Origin of the sequence: Bradyrhizobium sp. 22 (assembly GCF_000482425.1) — a bacterium.
GTDB classification, from domain to species: domain Bacteria; phylum Pseudomonadota; class Alphaproteobacteria; order Rhizobiales; family Xanthobacteraceae; genus Bradyrhizobium; species Bradyrhizobium japonicum_B.
The window spans coordinates 154,916-172,086 of sequence record NZ_KI519399.1; the positions used below are offsets into that span (position 1 = coordinate 154,916).

A 17,171-nucleotide genomic window follows, 5' to 3' on the forward strand; every position below is an offset into this window, starting at 1 on the left:
GTAACGCCTCTCGACCGCGCTATCGGAGTTGCCATATGACCGGACCATGGACACTCGCATCGATCCCTCTTCGCTCGCCGTCACATCGGCGGACACCATCGCCATCTCCAACGTCAATCTCTCATTGGGCACGGGCGCGGCACGCGTTCACATCCTCAAGAATATCAGCTTGCGGGTCGGCCGCAGCGAGACGGTCGGCCTGATCGGCCCATCAGGCTCGGGCAAATCCACGCTGCTGATGGTGATGGCGGGGCTGGAGCGTCCTGACAGCGGAGAGGTGGTGGTCTCAGGCACGCCTTTCAATGCCCTCGACGAGGACGCGCTGGCCCGCTTCCGCGGCCGGCAGGTCGGCATCGTCTTCCAGTCCTTTCATCTGATCCCGACCATGACGGCGCTGGAGAACGTCGCCGTGCCGCTCGAGCTTGCCGGCAATCCCGATGCCGCCAAGCGCGCGGCGGAGGAGCTGCAATCGGTCGGGCTCGGCGACCGACTGCATCATTATCCGACGCAGCTCTCGGGCGGTGAGCAGCAGCGCGTCGCGCTGGCCCGCGCGCTGGCGCCCGATCCCGCCATCCTCGTCGCCGACGAGCCGACCGGCAATCTCGACGAGGCCACCGGACAACAGATCGTCGATCTCCTGTTCAGCAAGCACGCCGAGCGCGGCATGACCCTGGTGCTGGTGACGCACGATTCCTCGCTGGCGCATCGCTGCGATCGCGTGATCCGCCTGCGCTCGGGCCGCATCGACACGCAGACTGCGCCGGCATGAGCACGGCTGCCGAGCCCTTTGCGAAGCCGAACGGCGTCGCGCTGTCGCTGCGTTATGCGCTGCGCGAATTGCGCGGGGGCCTGCGCGGCTTCTACGTCTTCATAGCCTGTATCGCGCTCGGCGTGATGGCGATCGCCGGCGTCGGCTCGGTGTCGGCGAGCCTCTCCGACGGCCTTGCCCGCGAGGGCCGCACGCTGCTCGGCGGCGACGTCTCCTTCGTGCTGTTCCAGCGCGAAGCCAAGCCCGAGGAGGTTGCCTTCCTGCGCTCGCGCGGCACGGTCTCGACCGCCGCCACCTTGCGCGGCATGGCGCGCGCGGCCGACGGCCAGCTCGCACTGGTCGAGATGAAGGCGGTCGACGACACCTATCCGATGCTGGGCCAGCTCACGCTGGCGCCACAGCTGGCGATGTCCGACCTGCTCGCGGAGCGCGACGGCGCGTTCGGCGCGGCCGCCGATCCGACCCTGCTGGCGCGGCTGTCGCTGAAGATCGGCGACCGTGTCACGATCGGCTCGGCGACCTTCCAGATCCGCTCGACGGTCGAAGCCGAGCCCGACAAGCTCGCCGGCGGCATCGGCTTCGGCCCGCGCTTCCTGATCAGCCAGGCCGGCCTGCGCGCCACCGACCTGATCCAGCCCGGCAGCCTGGTGCGCTGGGTCTACCGGGTGAAGCTGCCTGAGGCCGCCAACAACGAGCGCGCCACCGAAGCCTTCATCGCGGATGCGCGGAGCGCCGCGCCGCAGGCCGGCTGGGAGATCCGCAGCCGCTCCAACGCCTCGCCGCAGCTCGAACGCAACATCAACCGCTTCACCCAGTTCCTGACGCTGGTCGGGCTCGCCGCGCTGCTGGTCGGCGGTGTCGGCGTCGCCAATGCGGTGAAGAGCCATATCGACCGCCGGATCGAGGTGATCGCGACCCTCAAGGCCGTCGGCGCCACCGGCCGCGACGTGTTCGGCATCTATCTGGCGCAGGTTCTCGTGCTCGCGGGCATCGGCTCGGTGATCGGCCTTGCGCTCGGCGCCGCCATGCCGTTCGCCATCGTCGGCCTGTTCGGCAAGCTGCTGCCGCTGCCGGTGGTGCCGGCCGTGCATGCCGACGAGCTCGCGCTGTCGTTCGTCTACGGCCTCCTGACCGCGCTGGCCTTCGGCCTGTGGCCGCTCGGCCGCGTCCACGACGTGCCGGTGGCCGCTTTGTTCCGCGACACCGTCAGCTCGGAATGGCACCGGCCGCGCGCGGGCTATCTCGTGTTCATGGGCGTGGTGATCGCGCTGCTCATCACCGTGGTGATCGGGCTCTCCTTCGACAAGCGCATCGCCGCGGTGTTCGTGACCTCCTCGGTCGTCGTGTTCGCGCTGCTGCGCGGCATCGCCGCCCTGCTGATGGCGATCGCGCGGCGGCTGCCGCGGACGCGGCTGCCGATGCTGCGGCTCGCGATCGCCAACATCCACCGGCCGGGCGCGCTGACGCCCTCGGTCGTGCTGTCGCTGGGGCTCGGGCTCGCCGTGCTCGTCACCATCACCCAGATCGACGGCAATCTGCGGCGGCAGTTCCTCGCGGCCCTCCCCGATCAGGCGCCGTCGTTCTTCTTCATCGACATTCCGAGCGGGCAGGCCGCACCGTTCGACGATTATCTCCGCAAGATCGCGCCCGGCGCGAAGGTCGAGGACGTCCCGATGCTGCGCGGGCGCATCGTCGCCGCGCGCGGACTGCGTGCCGAAGAGCTCAAGCCGTCCGCCGATTCCGAATGGGTGCTGCAGAGCGACCGCGGCCTGACCTATACCGGCGAGCTGCCGAAGGGCTCCAAGGTGGTCGAGGGCGAATGGTGGAGCGCCGATTATTCCGGCCCGACCCTGGTCTCGATGGAGAAGAAGATCGCCGACGGACTGGGCCTCAAGCTCGGCGACGAGATCGTGGTCAACGTGCTCGGCCGCGACATCCCGGCCAGGATCGGCAATCTGCGCACCATCGACTGGCAGGGGCTCGGCATCAACTTCGTCCTGGTGTTCTCGCCGAACGCCTTCAAGGGCGCGCCGCACACCCATATCGCGACACTGACGGAACCGGGCGGAAATGCCGCAGCCGACGGCAAGATCATCAGGCAGGTGGCCGACGCCTATCCGATGGTGACGAGCGTGCGGGTACGCGAGGTGATGGAGACCGTCGGCTCGGTGGTGACCAATCTGGCGCTGGCGATTCGCGGCGCCAGCGCGGTGACCCTGATCTCGGCGATCCTGGTGCTGGGCGGGGCGCTTGCCGCCGGTCATCGCCACCGGGTCTACGATGCCGTGATCCTGAAGACGCTGGGCGCGACGCGGCTGCGGCTGCTGGGTGCCTATGCGCTCGAATACCTCCTGATCGGGCTCGCCACCGCCGTGTTCGGGGTGATCGCCGGCAGCATCGCAGCCTGGATGATCGTGACCCGGCTGATGACGCTCAGCTTCGTCTGGCAGGCCGGCAGCGCGGCCGGAGTTGTGGCGGCCGCGCTCGTCGTCACCGTCGGGCTCGGGCTCGCGGGCACGCTGCTGGCGTTGAACAAAAAGCCCGCCACGGTGTTGCGGAATTTGTGACAAATGGTAGCGGCTGCGCGCACGGATGCGGAATCGCACGATTCCCGCGATTAACCACGACTGCCCGTCAGGTTCGCGTCAGGATTGCCGCCAAGGGCGACATTCAGCCGCGCGTGGAAGGTTGCAGCGGATGTGTTAGTTTCCCACATATCGAATGGGTTCGGAGTCCGGATTGTTAGCCAAAATTTAGTCGGCTGGCGTCGGTATCCGAGATAGAAATTGACGAACCGGCGGCATGGCGACCCTCGTGCCGGACCGGACCAACCAACGGGAATTCGACCATGTCGGACCTAGACCGTAACTACGCTTCTCCTTTCGGCAGGGCCGCCGGGCGTGTTGACGCCGCGACGGTCGATGCCGGCCTGCGCGCTTACATGCTGCGCGTCTACAATTACATGACCATCGGCCTGGCCATCACCGGCCTCGCCGCGCTCGGCGTCTACATGGCTGCCGTGACCGACGTCGCGACGCCGGATGCGGTGCGCGTCGGCAAGCTGTTCCTGACGCCGTTCGGCTACGCGATGTTCGTCAGCCCCCTGAAGTGGCTGTTCATGCTCGCGCCGCTGGCGATGGTGTTCGTGATCTCGGCCGGCATCAACCGTCTGGCTCCCTCGACCGCCCAGATCCTGTTCTGGGTGTTCTCGGCGCTGATGGGCATCTCGCTGTCGTCGATCTTCCTGGTGTTCACGCACACCTCGATCGTGCGGGTGTTCTTCATCACCGCGGCCACCTTCGGTGCCCTGAGCCTCTATGGCTACACCACCAAGCGTGACCTCACCGGCATGGGCTCGTTCCTGTTCATGGGCCTGATCGGCGTGGTACTCGCCAGCCTGGTGAACCTGTTCCTGGCCAGCTCGATGCTGCAGTTCATCGTGTCGGTGGTCGGCGTGCTGGTGTTCTCGGGCCTCACCGCCTGGGATACCCAGCGGCTGAAGAACGACTACATCTACGGCTATGCCTCGGCCGGCGGTGACATCGCAGAGCGTGCGGCCATCACCGGCGCGCTGTCGCTGTACCTGAACTTCATCAACCTGTTCACGCTGCTGCTGCAGCTGCTCGGCCAGCGCGAGTAGGCGACGGACCAGAGCGAACGACACGAACCCCGGCCGCGAGGCCGGGGTTTTTGTTTGGGCCCGGTGCCCGTAGCCCGGATGGAGCACAGCGCAATCCGGGGCAATCCCTCCGCGGATGCGGCGGCCCCGGATTACGCTTTCGCTCCATCCGGGCTACGAGGGCGGTCTCTCCTCGTCGTTGCGAGGAGCCCTTGCGACGAAGCAATCCAGAGTCCCTCCGCGGATGCATTTCTGGATTGCTTCGCTGCGCTCGCAATGACGGGGGTGGAGGCGGCGGAGGCCCTTCCAGCGTCCGCGCGAAGGCTCTAATCTTCCCGTCATGTCCGCACCCGAAATCAGGCCCACGCTAGAGGCCGACCTTCCCGCCATCACCGCCATCTACCAGCAGGCCGTCCGCGAGGGCACCGCGACGTTCGAGCTGGAGCCGCCCGACCTCGCGGAAATGACGCGCCGCTACCGCACGCTGATCGACGGCGGCTATCCCTATTTCGTCGCCATCCTCGAGGGACGCGTGGCCGGCTACGCCTATGCCGGCGCCTACCGGCCGCGGCCGGCCTATCGCTTCACGGTCGAGAACTCGATCTATCTCGATCCATCGTTCCACCGCCGCGGTATCGGCTCGTTGCTGCTGGAGCGGCTGGTCGGCGAATGCGAGGCGCGCGGCTTTCGCCAGATGATCGCGGTGATCGGCGATTCCGCCAATGCCGGCTCGATCGGCCTGCACACCAGGGGCGGCTTCAGGATGATCGGCACGCATCCCAATGTCGGGCTGAAATTCGGCCGCTGGCTGGATACGGTGATGATGCAGCGCGACCTCGGCGAGGGCGCGAGAACGGTGCCGGAGAAGTAGGGCAGGTCGTCACACCACCGCAAGCTTCCGATCGATCACCAGCAGCACGCGCTCCAGCTCGTGGCCGCGGCGCAGGATCAGGCCGGTCGCCGAGATCACGCTGTACATGCCCTGCTTGCGCGCCAGGCGCGGATCCTTCTCGATACGATAGATCGGTACTTCCGAAGCGCGGCGATAGACCGAGAAAACGGCGCGGTCCTTCAGGAAGTCGATGGCGTAGTCGCGCCACTCGCCGTCGGCGACCATGCGACCATAGAGATTGAGGATACGGTTCAGCTCGAGCCGGTTGAACGTCACCCTGCTCTGTTGCGCATTCACAGCGACGGGGCGCGCCGCCGCGCGCTGCTCGCTCGGATCGGCATCCTCCGACATCAGACTCATGGAGAGCCTCCTCATCGCACCACTTAACCCGGTCCGCGAACCGTCCCCGGAACCGGATCATGACAAGGGCATGATTGCGCCAACCGTTCTTCGCCGCAAGGCCCTCGATGGAACCCGGTGCCTGCATTCAACCGGTCGAATCCGCCGCGACTCCTCCCACACGCAAAGGTGGAACTCTGTCGCGGCAAACCGTCACGGGATCGTTAGCAGGAATCATAGTATCGCCGCTTTTCCGCCTAGCGACTGCCGCCCTGCACTGCGAGAAGATTCACGTGCGTTGACCCGGTCCTTTCGGTTCCGGATTCCTCAGCCCCCAGCCCCCCGGGGTCGAACAGGATCGGGTCTGTACGCGCGACAAGGAGGGCCAACGCAAGTTGGTCCTTTTTTGTTTGTGCCGGGATGTTTCCGTTGCCTCAGTCATTCCGGGACGCACGAAGTGCGAGCTACGGTGCGCAATTGCGCACCTGAGAATCCATTTCTCGTCTCAGCAAGTGGATTGATGGATTCCGGGCTCGCGCCAATTGGCGCGCCCCGGAATGACGAGAGGCTGATTGTCTTGAGACCTTGCGCTCTTCAATGCAGCGACGTGTACGCCGCGCCCAGCATCGGGCCGGGCTTCTCCCGGCTGCCGTCCTGGACGTAGACCACAGCGCCATCGACGCCGTCGCGCGTGAGGTTCTCGATCGGCACCGTCCAGCTTTCCGGACGCCCGGTCCAGTCACCGACCTTGAGCAGGTTGCGCACCACGTTGTGATAGGTGACCTGCTGCCCGCGATTCTCGCCGCGGGTGATCGCGATCGGCACCGACTTGGCGATCGAGCAGATCCAGACCTCGCCGCGCGAGACGGCCGGCTCGTTGCTCGCGGCGACCGAGACGTTGATCTGCTTGCCCGCGAGCGACATCGTCACCGGCACGCTCATCACGCCCGTACCCTTGGTGGCCTTGCCGATCGCATTCTCGATGCCGGCACGATCGTTGCCGACGACATGGGTGGAGCCGTTGACCACGACCTGCGGGGTGTAGACCTCGCGGTCGCCACGCATGCGCGAATAGGCGCGCTGCCGCGCCGAGAAACGCGAATCCGCCAGCGTGTCCTTCCAGCCCAGATAGTCCCAATAATCGATCGGCATGCTCAGCGCGATGATCGACGGGTCTTTCGAGAGATCGCCGATGATCTGGTCGGCGGGCGGACAGGACGAGCAGCCCTGCGAGGTGAACAATTCGACGACGGCACGAGGCTCAGCGTCCGCGGGGCGGATGACGGCGATGATCGCACAGATGCCGAGAGCTCCCGACCAGAGCGCGCCGGTCCAACGTGAAATCGGATGAGAAGCCGTCATTGTCGTCATGTCGAACGTCACACACCATTGCTCGTGGGAATGGAGATCTTATCGCCGGATCGTCACCGTAGTCTTACGGGCGGAGCACACTCGATCCTCCTGGGCAACCCGTCCAACGGGAGGTTTTCCGCGGGGCGGGCCCATCTGGAGCATGCCGCAAACGCTTGAAGGCGGCCTTGTGATAGGCCGCCTTCATCCCGTCTTCTACTCACTTCGCAGTGAGCCATTGTTCACAAATCCGCGCTTACGCCGCGAGCTTGCGCAGCACGTAGTGCAGGATACCGCCGTTGCGGTAATAGTCGAGCTCGTCCAGCGTATCGATGCGGCAGAGCAGCGAAACGCGCTGCAACGAGCCGTCGCCGGAGACGATCTCCGCGGTCAGCTTCTGGCGCGGCTTGAGGTCGCCGACGAGGCCGCGCAACGTGACCTTCTCGTCGCCCTTCAGACCGAGCGAGGACCAGGAGGTGCCTTCCTCGAAGGTCAGCGGCAGCACGCCCATACCGACGAGGTTGGAGCGATGGATGCGCTCGAAGCTCTGGCAGATCACGGCGCGCACGCCGAGCAGACGCGTGCCCTTGGCCGCCCAGTCGCGCGAGGAGCCGTTGCCGTATTCGGCACCGGCGAACACCACCAGCGGCACCTTCTCTTCCTGGTACTTCATCGCGGCGTCATAGATCGACATCTGCTCGCCGTCGGGCCAGTGCTTGGTGAGGCCGCCTTCCGGAATGTTGCCGTCGGCGCCCTTCAGCATGAAGTTCTTGATGCGGATGTTGGCGAAGGTGCCACGCATCATCACTTCGTGGTTGCCGCGGCGCGTGCCGTACTGGTTGAAGTCGGCGGGACGCACCTGGTGCTCGCTGAGATACTTGCCCGCGGGCGAGGTAAGCTTGATCGAACCGGCCGGCGAGATGTGGTCGGTGGTGATCTTGTCGCCGAACATGGCGAGGATGCGCGCCTCGACGATATCGGTGACCGGCTCCGGCTCCTTCTTCATGCCGTCGAAATAGGGCGGGTTCTGCACGTAGGTCGAAGACATGTTCCAGCGATAGGTCTCGCTCTCGACCGTCTTGATCTTGCGCCAGTTGGTGTCGCCCTTGAACACGTCGGCGTACTTCTTCTTGAAGATCGACGCGGTCACGAACTTCTTCATGAAGGCGTTGATCTCCTTGGTCGTCGGCCAGATGTCCTTCAGGTAGACCGGCTTGCCGTCCTTGCCCTCGCCGAGCGGCTCGGTGGCGAGGTTCTTGGTGACGCTGCCGGCGAGCGCGTAGGCGACGACCAGCGGCGGCGAGGCCAGGTAGTTCGCCTGCACGTCCGGCGAGACGCGGCCTTCGAAGTTGCGATTGCCGGAGAGCACGGCGGCCGCGACCACACCGTTGTCGTTGATCGATTTCGAAATCTCTTCAGGCAGCGGACCGGAATTGCCGATGCAGGTGGTGCAGCCGAAGCCGACCAGGTTGAAGCCGACCTTGTCGAGATAGGGCTGCAGGCCGGAATTGGCGAGATATTCGGCGACCACCTGGCTGCCCGGGGCGAGCGAGGTCTTCACCCACGGCTTGGCCTTGAGGCCCTTCGCCGCGGCGTTGCGCGCCAGGAGGCCGGCGCCGATCAGGACGCTCGGATTCGAGGTGTTGGTGCAGGAGGTGATCGCGGCGATCACGACGTCGCCATGGCCGATATCGAAGTTCTTGCCTTCGACCGGGAAGCGCTTGGTGGGCTCCTCGGCCTTCTTGTACTCGCTGCCGAGCGCAAGCGAGAAGCCCTCCGCGACGGTCGGCAGCGCGATGCGGCCTTCGGGGCGCTTCGGGCCGGCCATCGACGGCACGACGTCGCCGAGGTCGAGGGTCAGCGTTTCCGTGAACACCGGATCGGGCGACTTGGCGGTGCGGAACAGGCCCTGCGCCTTGGCATAGGCCTGCACCAGCGCAACGCGCGCCGAGGCACGGCCGGAGGTCTTGAGATAGTCGAGCGCGGCGGCATCCACGGGGAAGAAGCCGCAGGTCGCGCCGTATTCGGGGGCCATGTTGGCGATGGTGGCCTTGTCGGCGACGGAGAGATGGTCGAGGCCCGGGCCGAAGAACTCGACGAACTTGCCGACGACGCCGAGCTTGCGCAGCATCTGCGTCACCGTGAGCACGAGGTCGGTGGCGGTGACGCCTTCCTTCAGCGCGCCCTTCAGCTTGAAGCCGACGACGTTGGGCAGAAGCATCGACAGCGGCTGGCCGAGCATGCAGGCTTCCGCCTCGATGCCGCCGACGCCCCATCCGAGCACGGCCAGACCGTTGACCATGGTGGTGTGGGAATCGGTGCCGACCAGCGAGTCGGGATAGGCGACCTCGAAAGTGCCGGTCTTCTTGCCGACCGTCATCTTCTCCTTCTTGGTCCAGACCGTCTGGGCCAGATATTCCAGGTTGACCTGGTGGCAGATGCCGGTGCCGGGCGGCACGACGGAGAAGTTCGAGAACGCCTTCTGGCCCCATTTCAGGAACTCGTAGCGCTCCTGGTTCTGCTTGTATTCCTCGGTGACGTTCTTGCCGAAGGCCTTGTTGTCGCCGAAGAAGTTCACGATCACGGAATGGTCGATCACGAGGTCGACCGGCACCAGGGGATTGATCTTCTCGGCGTCGCCGCCGAGCTTCTGCATCGCGTTGCGCATCGCGGCGAGGTCGACCACCGCGGGCACGCCGGTGAAGTCCTGCATCAGCACGCGCGCCGGGCGGAACGCGATCTCATGCTCCAGCGACTTCTTGCGCAGCCATTTGGAGACGGCGACGATGTCCTCTTTCTTGACCGAACGGCCGTCCTCGTTGCGCAGCAGGTTCTCGAGCAGGACCTTCATCGAATAGGGAAGTTTGGAAATTCCCTTCAGACCATTCTTCTCGGCCGTGGGCAGGCTGTAATAGACGTAGGTCTTGGCGCCGACCTTGAGGGTCTTTTTGCATTTGAAGCTGTCGAGCGAGGTCATGTAGGAATCCCAATTGTTAGCTATACCCGGCAGGGTATCTTAACACCGTCAGCGTATCAGGCTGGGCCGCTTGCAGGGGCAGGTTGAGTTGCTGCATCAAGTAGTTCCGGGCTTATAGAAGCTTTCTAACCGCACCGCCACAGCCACAATCGTGCCGCAGCAATCGCGAGCCAAAAATTCCCATGCGCTACCCCAAGTTTTCCTGAGGCCCGGCTTTGAGTGAATTGAAACGAGGCGAGATGCGGCTCTCCGGACAGGGAGTTGCCTGCGTGCGGGGCGGCCGCCAGGTGTTTGCCGGGCTCGATTTCGCCGCGGTCTCCGGCGAGGCGGTGGCTGTGGTCGGCCGCAACGGCTCGGGCAAGACCTCGCTGCTGCGGCTGATCGCGGGCCTGCTGGTGCCGGCGGGCGGCCAGATCGCGCTCTCCGGCGGCGATGCCGAGCTGACGCTGCCCGAGCAGTGCCATTATCTCGGCCATCGCGATGCCCTGAAGCCGGCCCTCAGCGTGGCGGAGAACCTGACCTTTTGGGCTGATTTCCTGGGCGGCGAGCGCGGTGACGCGGCGGCGACCCTCGCCACCGTCGGGCTCGACCATGCCACCCATCTGCCTGCGGGCTTCCTCTCGGCGGGCCAGCGCCGCCGGCTGTCGCTGGCGCGCCTGCTGACCGTCCGCCGCCCGGTCTGGCTGCTGGACGAGCCCACCAATGCGCTGGACGTTGCCGGCCAGGACATGTTTGGCGGCCTGATGCGCGAGCACCTGTCGCGCGGCGGCCTCATCGTCGCGGCGACCCATGCCCCGCTCGGGATCGAATCGCGGGAGCTGCGGATCGGGGGCGCTGCGTGATTCCCATGCACCCTCAGCTTTCCGAGCGGCTAGGCACCGGCCTCTCCGTTCCCTCGCCTCTCTCTTCTGGGGGAGCCTTCGTTGTCGAGACCCCCTCTCCCCAGCCCTCTCCCGCAAGCTGGGGAGGGAGCGCACCGCCCTTGCGGCACGAGGGGAGCCCGCCATGACTGCCCTCGCCGCCCTCATCCGCCGGGACATCCGGATCGCGCTCCGCGTCGGCGGCGGGGCGCTGATCGGGGTGCTGTTCTTCCTGACCGTGGTGGTGCTGATGCCGTTCGCGGTGGGGCCGGATCTGGCGCTGCTGTCGCGGCTGGGGCCGGCCATCCTCTGGCTCGGCGCGCTGCTGGCGAGCCTGCTGACCCTGGACCGGCTGTTTATGGCCGACCACGAGGACGGCTCGCTCGACCTGATCACGATGAGCCGGACGCCGCTGGAACTCGCCTGCGCCGCCAAGGCGCTGGCGCATTGGCTGGCGGCGGGCCTGCCGCTGATTGTCGCAACCCCCGTGCTCGGCCTGCTGCTCAACCTCGACATGGTCGCGACCGGGGCGGTGGCGCTGACACTGCTGGCGGGCACCCCGGCGCTGACGTTCACCGGCATGATCGGCGCGGCGCTGGCGGTGACGCTGCACCGCGGCGGCCTGCTGATGGCGGTACTGGTGCTGCCGCTGTCGATTCCGGTGCTGATTTTCGGGGTTGCGGCCTCGCAGGCCGTGATCGTCGGCCCGATGACGTTCGGCGCGCCGTTCTCGATCCTGTGCGCGCTGTCGCTGGTCAGCCTGGTGATCGGCCCCTTCGCAGCCGCAGCGAGCCTGCGGCACGGGCTCGATTGAGATGCGCTCGACCGACCTTGACCCCGATCAACTTTCGCCCCGCGCTTTCGTGCTGATTGCCTGAGCGGCCATCGATGATTATCAGGGTACCATGTCACTGATCGACCTCGCCAACCCCACGCGGTTCCTCGCGCTGACAGCGCGGGTCCTGCCGTGGCTCGCGGCCGCGACCGTCGTCCTGCTCGCGATCGGTCTCTATCAAGCCGCGCTCGCGCCCGACGACTACCAGCAGGGCGCCACGGTGAAGATCATGTTCATCCACGTGCCCAATGCCTGGCTGTCGATGTTCGTCTGGGGCGTCATGAGCATCGCCTCGCTGGGCACGCTGGTGTGGCGGCATCCGCTCGCCGACGTCGCCGCCAAGGCTGCCGCTCCGATCGGCGCCGCCTTCACCTTCCTGGCGCTGCTCACGGGATCGCTGTGGGGCCGGCCGATGTGGGGCACCTATTGGGAATGGGATGCGCGGCTGACCTCGGTGCTGATTCTGTTCCTGATGTATCTCGGCCTGATGGCGCTGTGGCGCGCGGTCGACGATCCCTCGCGCGCGGCCCGCGCCGCCGCGGTGCTGACCCTGGTCGGCGCGCTCAATTTGCCGATCATCAAATTCTCCGTCGACTGGTGGAACACGCTGCACCAGCCGGCCTCGGTGATGCGCATGGGCGGATCGGCCCTCGACAAATCCTTCCTGATTCCGCTGCTGGTGATGGCGATCGCCTTCACGCTGCTGTTCGTGACGCTGCATCTGGCGGCGATGCGCAACGAGATCCTGCGCCGCCGGGTCCGCTCCCTGCAGATGATGCAGGCGAGCCGCGTCGCGTTCTCCAGCGAGATGGGCGCCGGCTCGCGCGGGCAAAATGCGAACGAAGTCGGGGCCGCATGATCATGTCGCTCGGTCCCTATGCATCCTTCATCGTGACGTCCTATGCGGCGGCGGCGCTCGTGGTCGCGATCCTGATCGGCTGGATCGCGCTCGACTATCGCAATCAGACCCAGCGCCTGCGCGAGCTGGAGGAGCGCGGCATCACGCGCCGGTCCGGCCGCAGCGCGACGGACCGGCGATGAGCGATCAACCCGCCTCCGCGGCGCCGCAGCGCCGCACCTTCCTGATGGTGCTGCCGCTGATCGCCTTCATCGGCCTTGCGCTGCTGTTCTGGTTCCGGCTCGGCAGCGGCGATATCTCGCGGATTCCTTCGGCGCTGATCGGCCGTCCGGCGCCGCCGACTATTTTGCCTGAGCTCGCGGGGTTGCAGGACAACGGCGCGCAGGTGCCGGGCCTCGATCCCGCCGCGTTCAAGGGCAAGGTCAGCCTCGTCAACGTCTGGGCGTCCTGGTGCGTGCCGTGCCACGACGAGGCGCCGCTGCTCACCGAGCTGGCAAAGGACAAGCGCTTCCAGCTGGTCGGCATCAATTACAAGGACGCCGCCGACAATGCGCGGCGCTTCCTGGGACGCTACGGCAACCCGTTCAGCCGCGTCGGCGTCGACGCCAACGGTCGCGCCTCGATCGAATGGGGCGTCTACGGCGTGCCGGAGACATTCGTCGTCGGCCGCGAGGGCACCATCGTCTACAAGCTGGTCGGCCCGATCACGCCGGACAATCTGCGGACGGTGCTGATGCCGCAGATGGAGAAGGCGCTGAACGCGGGCTCGTAGGGCATCTCGTGCCCCGGACGCAGCGCAGCGATCCTTTCAATGCGCTGCAGAGCCGGGGCCCATGTCACCCATGACGTCGCGGCCGGAGAGAGACTGGGTCCCGGCTCGCGCTTTGCGCGTCCGGGACACGAGCCCCTCACCCCTTGCTGATGTCCCCGGCCTCGGCCTCGCTCCTCTCCAGCGACACCGGCTCGAGGTGGTAGCGCTTGGTCAGCGGCATCTGGGCGATGGCGAAGATCATCGTGATGGGCGTCACGCCGAACACCTTGAAGTTCACCCAGAAGTCCGTGCTCTGCGTGCGCCAGATGATCTCGTTCAGCGCCGCCATGCCGGCGAAGAACAGCGCCCAGCGCAGCGTAAGGATGCGCCAGCCCTGCGGCGTCAGGTTGAACACCTGGTCGAACATCACGGCGATGAAGGAGCGGCCGAACAACAGGCCGCCGCCGAGGATCGCCGCGAACAAGCCGTAGATGATGGTCGGCTTGAGCTTGATGAAGGTCTCGTCGTGCAGCACCAGGGTGAGCGTGCCGAACACCAGCACGATCACGCCCGTCACGATCGCCATGATCGGGATGTGGCGTGTCACCACGTAGGACGCGACCATCGCGATTGCGATCGCCACCATGAAGGCCCCGGTCGCGGCGAACAGGTTGAACTTCGCGTTGACGAAGAAGAACACGAGCAGCGGACCGAGCTCGGTCGCCAGCTTGAACAGCGGATGCGGCTGGGTCTTGTCCATTGTTCAGCTTTCGATTCCGGCGATGGCGCGGGCGAAATCGCGCGCGGTGAAGGGCGCAAGATCGTCGACGCCTTCGCCGACGCCGATGAAATGCACCGGCAGCTTGAACTTCTCGGCGAGCGCCACCAGGATGCCGCCGCGCGCGGTGCCGTCGAGCTTGGTCATGACGAGGCCGGTGACCCCGGCGGTGCGATGGAAGGCCTCGACCTGCGACAGCGCATTCTGGCCGACGGTGGCGTCCAGCACCAGCAGCACGGCATGCGGCGCAGTGTCATCCACCTTGCGGATGACGCGCACGACCTTTTCGAGCTCGTTCATCAGCTCGGCCTTGTTCTGCAGACGCCCGGCGGTGTCGATCAGCAGGACGTCGATGCTCTGCTCCCTGGCCGCGGTGAGCGCGTTGAAGGCAAGGCTTGCGGAATCCGAGCCTTGCGCGCCCGCGATGACGGGCGTCCTGGTCCGCTCGCCCCAGACCTTGAGCTGCTCGATGGCTGCTGCGCGAAAGGTGTCGCCGGCGGCCAGCATCACCTTGCGGCCTTCGGAGGCGAATTTTTGCGAGAGCTTGCCGATCGTGGTGGTCTTGCCGGAGCCGTTGACGCCGACCACGAGAATGACGAACGGCTTCCTGGCCGCATCGATCTCGAGCGGCTTTGCCACCGGCGCCAGCACCTTCTCGACCTCGGTGGCGACGACGTCCTTGACCTCGTCCGCCGAGATCGCCTTGTCGTAGCGGCCGGTGCCGACCGCATCCGCAATGCGCACTGCGACGGAGGTGCCGAGATCGGCGCGCAGCAGCACATCCTCGATGTCGTCGAGCATGGCGCGGTCGAGCTTGCGCTTGGTGACGAGGTCGGCGACCGCGGTCCCGAGCGAGGACGAGGTGCGCTTCAGCCCGTTGGACAGGCGGCGCCACCAGCTCAGCTTGGGGGTCTCGGAAGTGGTATCGTTCATGGAGGCGTGTTAGCCGTTCCCGCTTCCAAACGAAAGTCTTGCAATTGCTCGATGTTCCCGAATTGACCGCCGAGGAGATTTTGTCGCGCGTGCTCCATCGCGACGGGCTGATGCTTGTCATCAACAAGCCGGCCGGCCTGCCGGTGCATCGCGGCCCCAAGGGCGGTCCCAATCTGGAGGATTCCTTCGACGCGCTGCGCTTCGGCCTGCCGCGCCCGCCGGTGCTGGCCCACCGGCTGGACAAGGACACCTCCGGCTGCCTCGTGCTCGGCCGCCATCGCAAGGCGACTGCCTCGCTCGGCCTGTTGTTCAAGCACGGCAAGATCGGCAAGACCTACTGGACCGTGGTCGAGGGCGGCCCCTCCGAAGACGAAGGCACCATCGACATGCCGCTGGGACGGCTCAATGCCGAGCGCGGCTGGTGGCAGAAGCCCGATCCGGAAGGCCAGAAGGCCGTCACGAATTGGAAGGTGATGGGCCGCGGCGACGGTTTCACCTGGCTCGCCATGGAACCGGTGACGGGACGGACCCATCAATTGCGGGTGCATTCGTCGGCCACCGGCTGGCCGATCTTCGGCGATAACATTTACGGCAACGGCCCGCGCTTCGGCGAGCCGAAGCTGCATCTGCATTCCCGCGAGATCGTGGTGCCGATCTCCCGGAACAAGGAGCCGGTCCGCGTCGTGGCGCCGGCTCCGCCGCATATGCATGAGAAGCTGAGGGCTTGCGGCTGGAACAGGGAGTAAACTCGGACCCTCATGGTGAGGAGGCGCGTCAGCGCCGTCTCGAACCATGAAAGGCCCCGCTACCGCGGCCCGAGCCTCGATCCTTCGAGACGCCCGCTTCGCGGGCTCCTCAGGATGAGGGTCATGGAGCCATGGTTTACGAAACCTTCAGTCCTCGTCCCTCATGATCGCGGTTGCTTAGAACAAGCTTCCGTCAATTCGCTCAGGACGAGCAACGCGTCATGTCCACGGCCGGGCTATCGATCATCGACGAGGTCGAATCCGCGATTCGCGCCGGCTCGCCGGAGAAGGGCCTCGCAACGGCCCGCCGGGTCACCGATCTGTTCCTCACCTCCGCCGGCAGTTTCGACGACGAGCAGATCGCGCTGTTCGACGACGTGCTCGATCGCCTGATCGGCACCATCGAGCTGCGCGCGCTCGCCGACATGGGCGCACGCATCGCGCTCGCCGAGATCAGCGCGCAGCTGGCGCCGGTCGCGCAGGCGCCGCCCTCCGTGATCCGTCGCCTCGCCAGCAACGACGAGATCCGCATCGCAGGTCCCGTGCTGCAGGAATCCGCCCGCCTCGACGATGGCGAGCTGGTGAAGATCGCATCAGCCAAGGGCGAGCCGCATCTGCTCGCGATCGCCGGCCGCTGGTGGCTGAAGGAGGTCGTCACCGACGCGCTGCTGGCGCGCCGCTATCCCAGCGTCAGCCGCAAGCTCGCCGCCAATCCCGGCGCGCGCGTCTCCGGACAAGGTTTCGCGCTCATGGTCGCCCAGGCCGAGGCGGATCCTGAGCTTGCCGTCAGCGTCGGCGTCCGCGTCGACCTGCCCTCGGAGCTGCGCCGCCGATTGCTGCGCTCGGCGACCGATGCCGTGCGCGCCAGCCTGTTGTCGCGCGCACCGCCGCATCTGTTCGAGGAGATCCAGAGCGCAATCGCGGCCATCGCCGTCGGCGTCGAGCGCGAAATGTCGGGTGTTCGCGATTTCGAAGGGGCCAAGCGCGCCATCGCCGGCCTCAAGGCCACCGGCCAGCTCAACGAGGCGACGCTGCTCGGCTTCGCCAGGCAGCGGCGTTACGAGGAGACCGCCGCCGCCCTGGCTGCCCTGTCCGGATCGACCGTCGAGGTGATCCGTCCGCTGATGCAGAGCCTGCGCGACGACGGCCTCCTGGTGCCTTGCAAGGCCGCTCAGCTCAGCTGGGAAACCGCCATCGCCGTGCTCGAAAGCCGCTTTGCCAGCGGCGCGATGAAGCCCGCGGACCTCGCGCGAGCGCAGGCGCACTACGTGCGGATGACGCCGGAGAATGCCAAGCGGACGCTGCGGTTCTGGCAGGTCAGGGCGTCGTAAATTCTGTTTGGTGGATGCGGCGTTGCACGTTTCTTCCCTCTCCCCTTGTGGGGCTGTTGCGTAATTCGCCAGTTGTGATTCCCTAAGGCAAAGGCTGGAGGGATCGATGGCGGTGAAGCGGACGGGGCAGCC

At 66.3% G+C, this 17,171-nt stretch carries 16 protein-coding genes; 11 read left to right on the forward strand and 5 right to left on the reverse strand.

Annotated elements, in window-relative coordinates; translation table 11 throughout:
* Positions 1 to 46: 46 nt before the first annotated feature.
* The 4 genes from K410_RS0101985 (at position 47) to K410_RS0102000 (ending at position 5,259) form a co-directional block, all read left to right on the forward strand.
* Entirely contained in the window at positions 47 to 769 is a 723-nt protein-coding gene (locus K410_RS0101985; RefSeq protein WP_028133280.1) for an ABC transporter ATP-binding protein, read from the forward strand.
* Positions 766 to 3,336 carry an ABC transporter permease gene (locus K410_RS0101990; RefSeq protein WP_028133281.1) on the forward strand — a complete coding sequence of 857 codons (2,571 nt, stop codon included), beginning with the start codon at positions 766 to 768 and terminating at the stop codon, positions 3,334 to 3,336. The genes K410_RS0101985 and K410_RS0101990 overlap by 4 nt, the downstream gene beginning before the upstream one ends.
* Positions 3,337 to 3,617: 281 nt before the next feature.
* Positions 3,618 to 4,409: a Bax inhibitor-1/YccA family protein gene (locus K410_RS0101995; protein ID WP_028133282.1), complete on the forward strand. Its 792-nt coding sequence runs from the start codon at positions 3,618 to 3,620 to the stop codon at positions 4,407 to 4,409.
* A 319-nt stretch (positions 4,410 to 4,728) separates the two neighbouring features.
* A complete protein-coding gene (locus K410_RS0102000; RefSeq protein WP_028133283.1) occupies positions 4,729 to 5,259 on the forward strand; it encodes a GNAT family N-acetyltransferase in 531 nt (176 codons plus the stop codon).
* Positions 5,260 to 5,268: 9 nt separating this feature from the next.
* Here K410_RS0102000 and K410_RS0102005 read toward each other — a convergent pair whose 3' ends face one another.
* The 3 genes from K410_RS0102005 to acnA all read right to left on the reverse strand — a co-directional run bounded on the left by K410_RS0102005 (position 5,269) and on the right by acnA (position 9,946).
* Complete coding sequence (locus tag K410_RS0102005) at positions 5,269 to 5,640, reverse strand: DUF2794 domain-containing protein (protein ID WP_028133284.1); 372 nt, start codon at positions 5,638 to 5,640, stop codon at positions 5,269 to 5,271.
* A gap of 573 nt (positions 5,641 to 6,213) precedes the next feature.
* Positions 6,214 to 6,990, reverse strand: coding sequence for a DUF1223 domain-containing protein (locus K410_RS0102010; RefSeq protein WP_028133285.1), 777 nt, complete (start codon positions 6,988 to 6,990; stop codon positions 6,214 to 6,216).
* A gap of 235 nt (positions 6,991 to 7,225) precedes the next feature.
* Positions 7,226 to 9,946, reverse strand: a complete 2,721-nt coding sequence (gene acnA / locus K410_RS0102015; protein WP_028133286.1) for an aconitate hydratase AcnA — start codon at positions 9,944 to 9,946, stop codon at positions 7,226 to 7,228.
* A 239-nt stretch (positions 9,947 to 10,185) separates the two neighbouring features.
* On the opposite strand from acnA, the gene ccmA reads away from it, so the two are divergent.
* The 5 genes from ccmA to K410_RS0102040 all read left to right on the forward strand — a co-directional run bounded on the left by ccmA (position 10,186) and on the right by K410_RS0102040 (position 13,272).
* A complete protein-coding gene (ccmA, locus tag K410_RS0102020) occupies positions 10,186 to 10,788 on the forward strand; it encodes a heme ABC exporter ATP-binding protein CcmA (protein WP_028133287.1) in 603 nt (200 codons plus the stop codon).
* A 163-nt stretch (positions 10,789 to 10,951) separates the two neighbouring features.
* Positions 10,952 to 11,620: a heme exporter protein CcmB gene (gene ccmB, locus K410_RS0102025; protein WP_028133288.1), complete on the forward strand. Its 669-nt coding sequence runs from the start codon at positions 10,952 to 10,954 to the stop codon at positions 11,618 to 11,620.
* A 91-nt stretch (positions 11,621 to 11,711) separates the two neighbouring features.
* Positions 11,712 to 12,500 (forward strand): heme ABC transporter permease, encoded by a 789-nt coding sequence (locus K410_RS0102030; RefSeq protein WP_028133289.1) that lies wholly within the window; start codon positions 11,712 to 11,714, stop codon positions 12,498 to 12,500.
* Positions 12,497 to 12,682, forward strand: coding sequence for a heme exporter protein CcmD (gene ccmD / locus K410_RS0102035; protein ID WP_028133290.1), 186 nt, complete (start codon positions 12,497 to 12,499; stop codon positions 12,680 to 12,682). The genes K410_RS0102030 and ccmD overlap by 4 nt, the downstream gene beginning before the upstream one ends.
* Complete coding sequence (locus K410_RS0102040; RefSeq protein WP_028133291.1) at positions 12,679 to 13,272, forward strand: DsbE family thiol:disulfide interchange protein; 594 nt, start codon at positions 12,679 to 12,681, stop codon at positions 13,270 to 13,272. Before ccmD ends, K410_RS0102040 begins: the two co-directional genes overlap by 4 nt.
* 136 nt (positions 13,273 to 13,408) lie before the next feature.
* Here K410_RS0102040 and K410_RS0102045 read toward each other — a convergent pair whose 3' ends face one another.
* Both K410_RS0102045 and ftsY read right to left on the reverse strand, forming a co-directional pair.
* Positions 13,409 to 14,011 (reverse strand): septation protein A, encoded by a 603-nt coding sequence (locus K410_RS0102045; RefSeq protein WP_028133292.1) that lies wholly within the window; start codon positions 14,009 to 14,011, stop codon positions 13,409 to 13,411.
* 3 nt (positions 14,012 to 14,014) lie between these two features.
* A complete protein-coding gene (gene ftsY, locus K410_RS0102050; RefSeq protein WP_028133293.1) occupies positions 14,015 to 14,962 on the reverse strand; it encodes a signal recognition particle-docking protein FtsY in 948 nt (315 codons plus the stop codon).
* Positions 14,963 to 15,006: 44 nt separating this feature from the next.
* Between ftsY and K410_RS0102055 the strand changes: the two genes are divergently transcribed.
* Positions 15,007 to 15,708 (forward strand): RluA family pseudouridine synthase, encoded by a 702-nt coding sequence (locus K410_RS0102055; protein WP_028133294.1) that lies wholly within the window; start codon positions 15,007 to 15,009, stop codon positions 15,706 to 15,708.
* A gap of 221 nt (positions 15,709 to 15,929) precedes the next feature.
* Positions 15,930 to 17,039, forward strand: coding sequence for a DUF2336 domain-containing protein (locus K410_RS0102060; protein ID WP_028133295.1), 1,110 nt, complete (start codon positions 15,930 to 15,932; stop codon positions 17,037 to 17,039).
* The last annotated feature ends 132 nt before the right edge of the window (positions 17,040 to 17,171 follow it).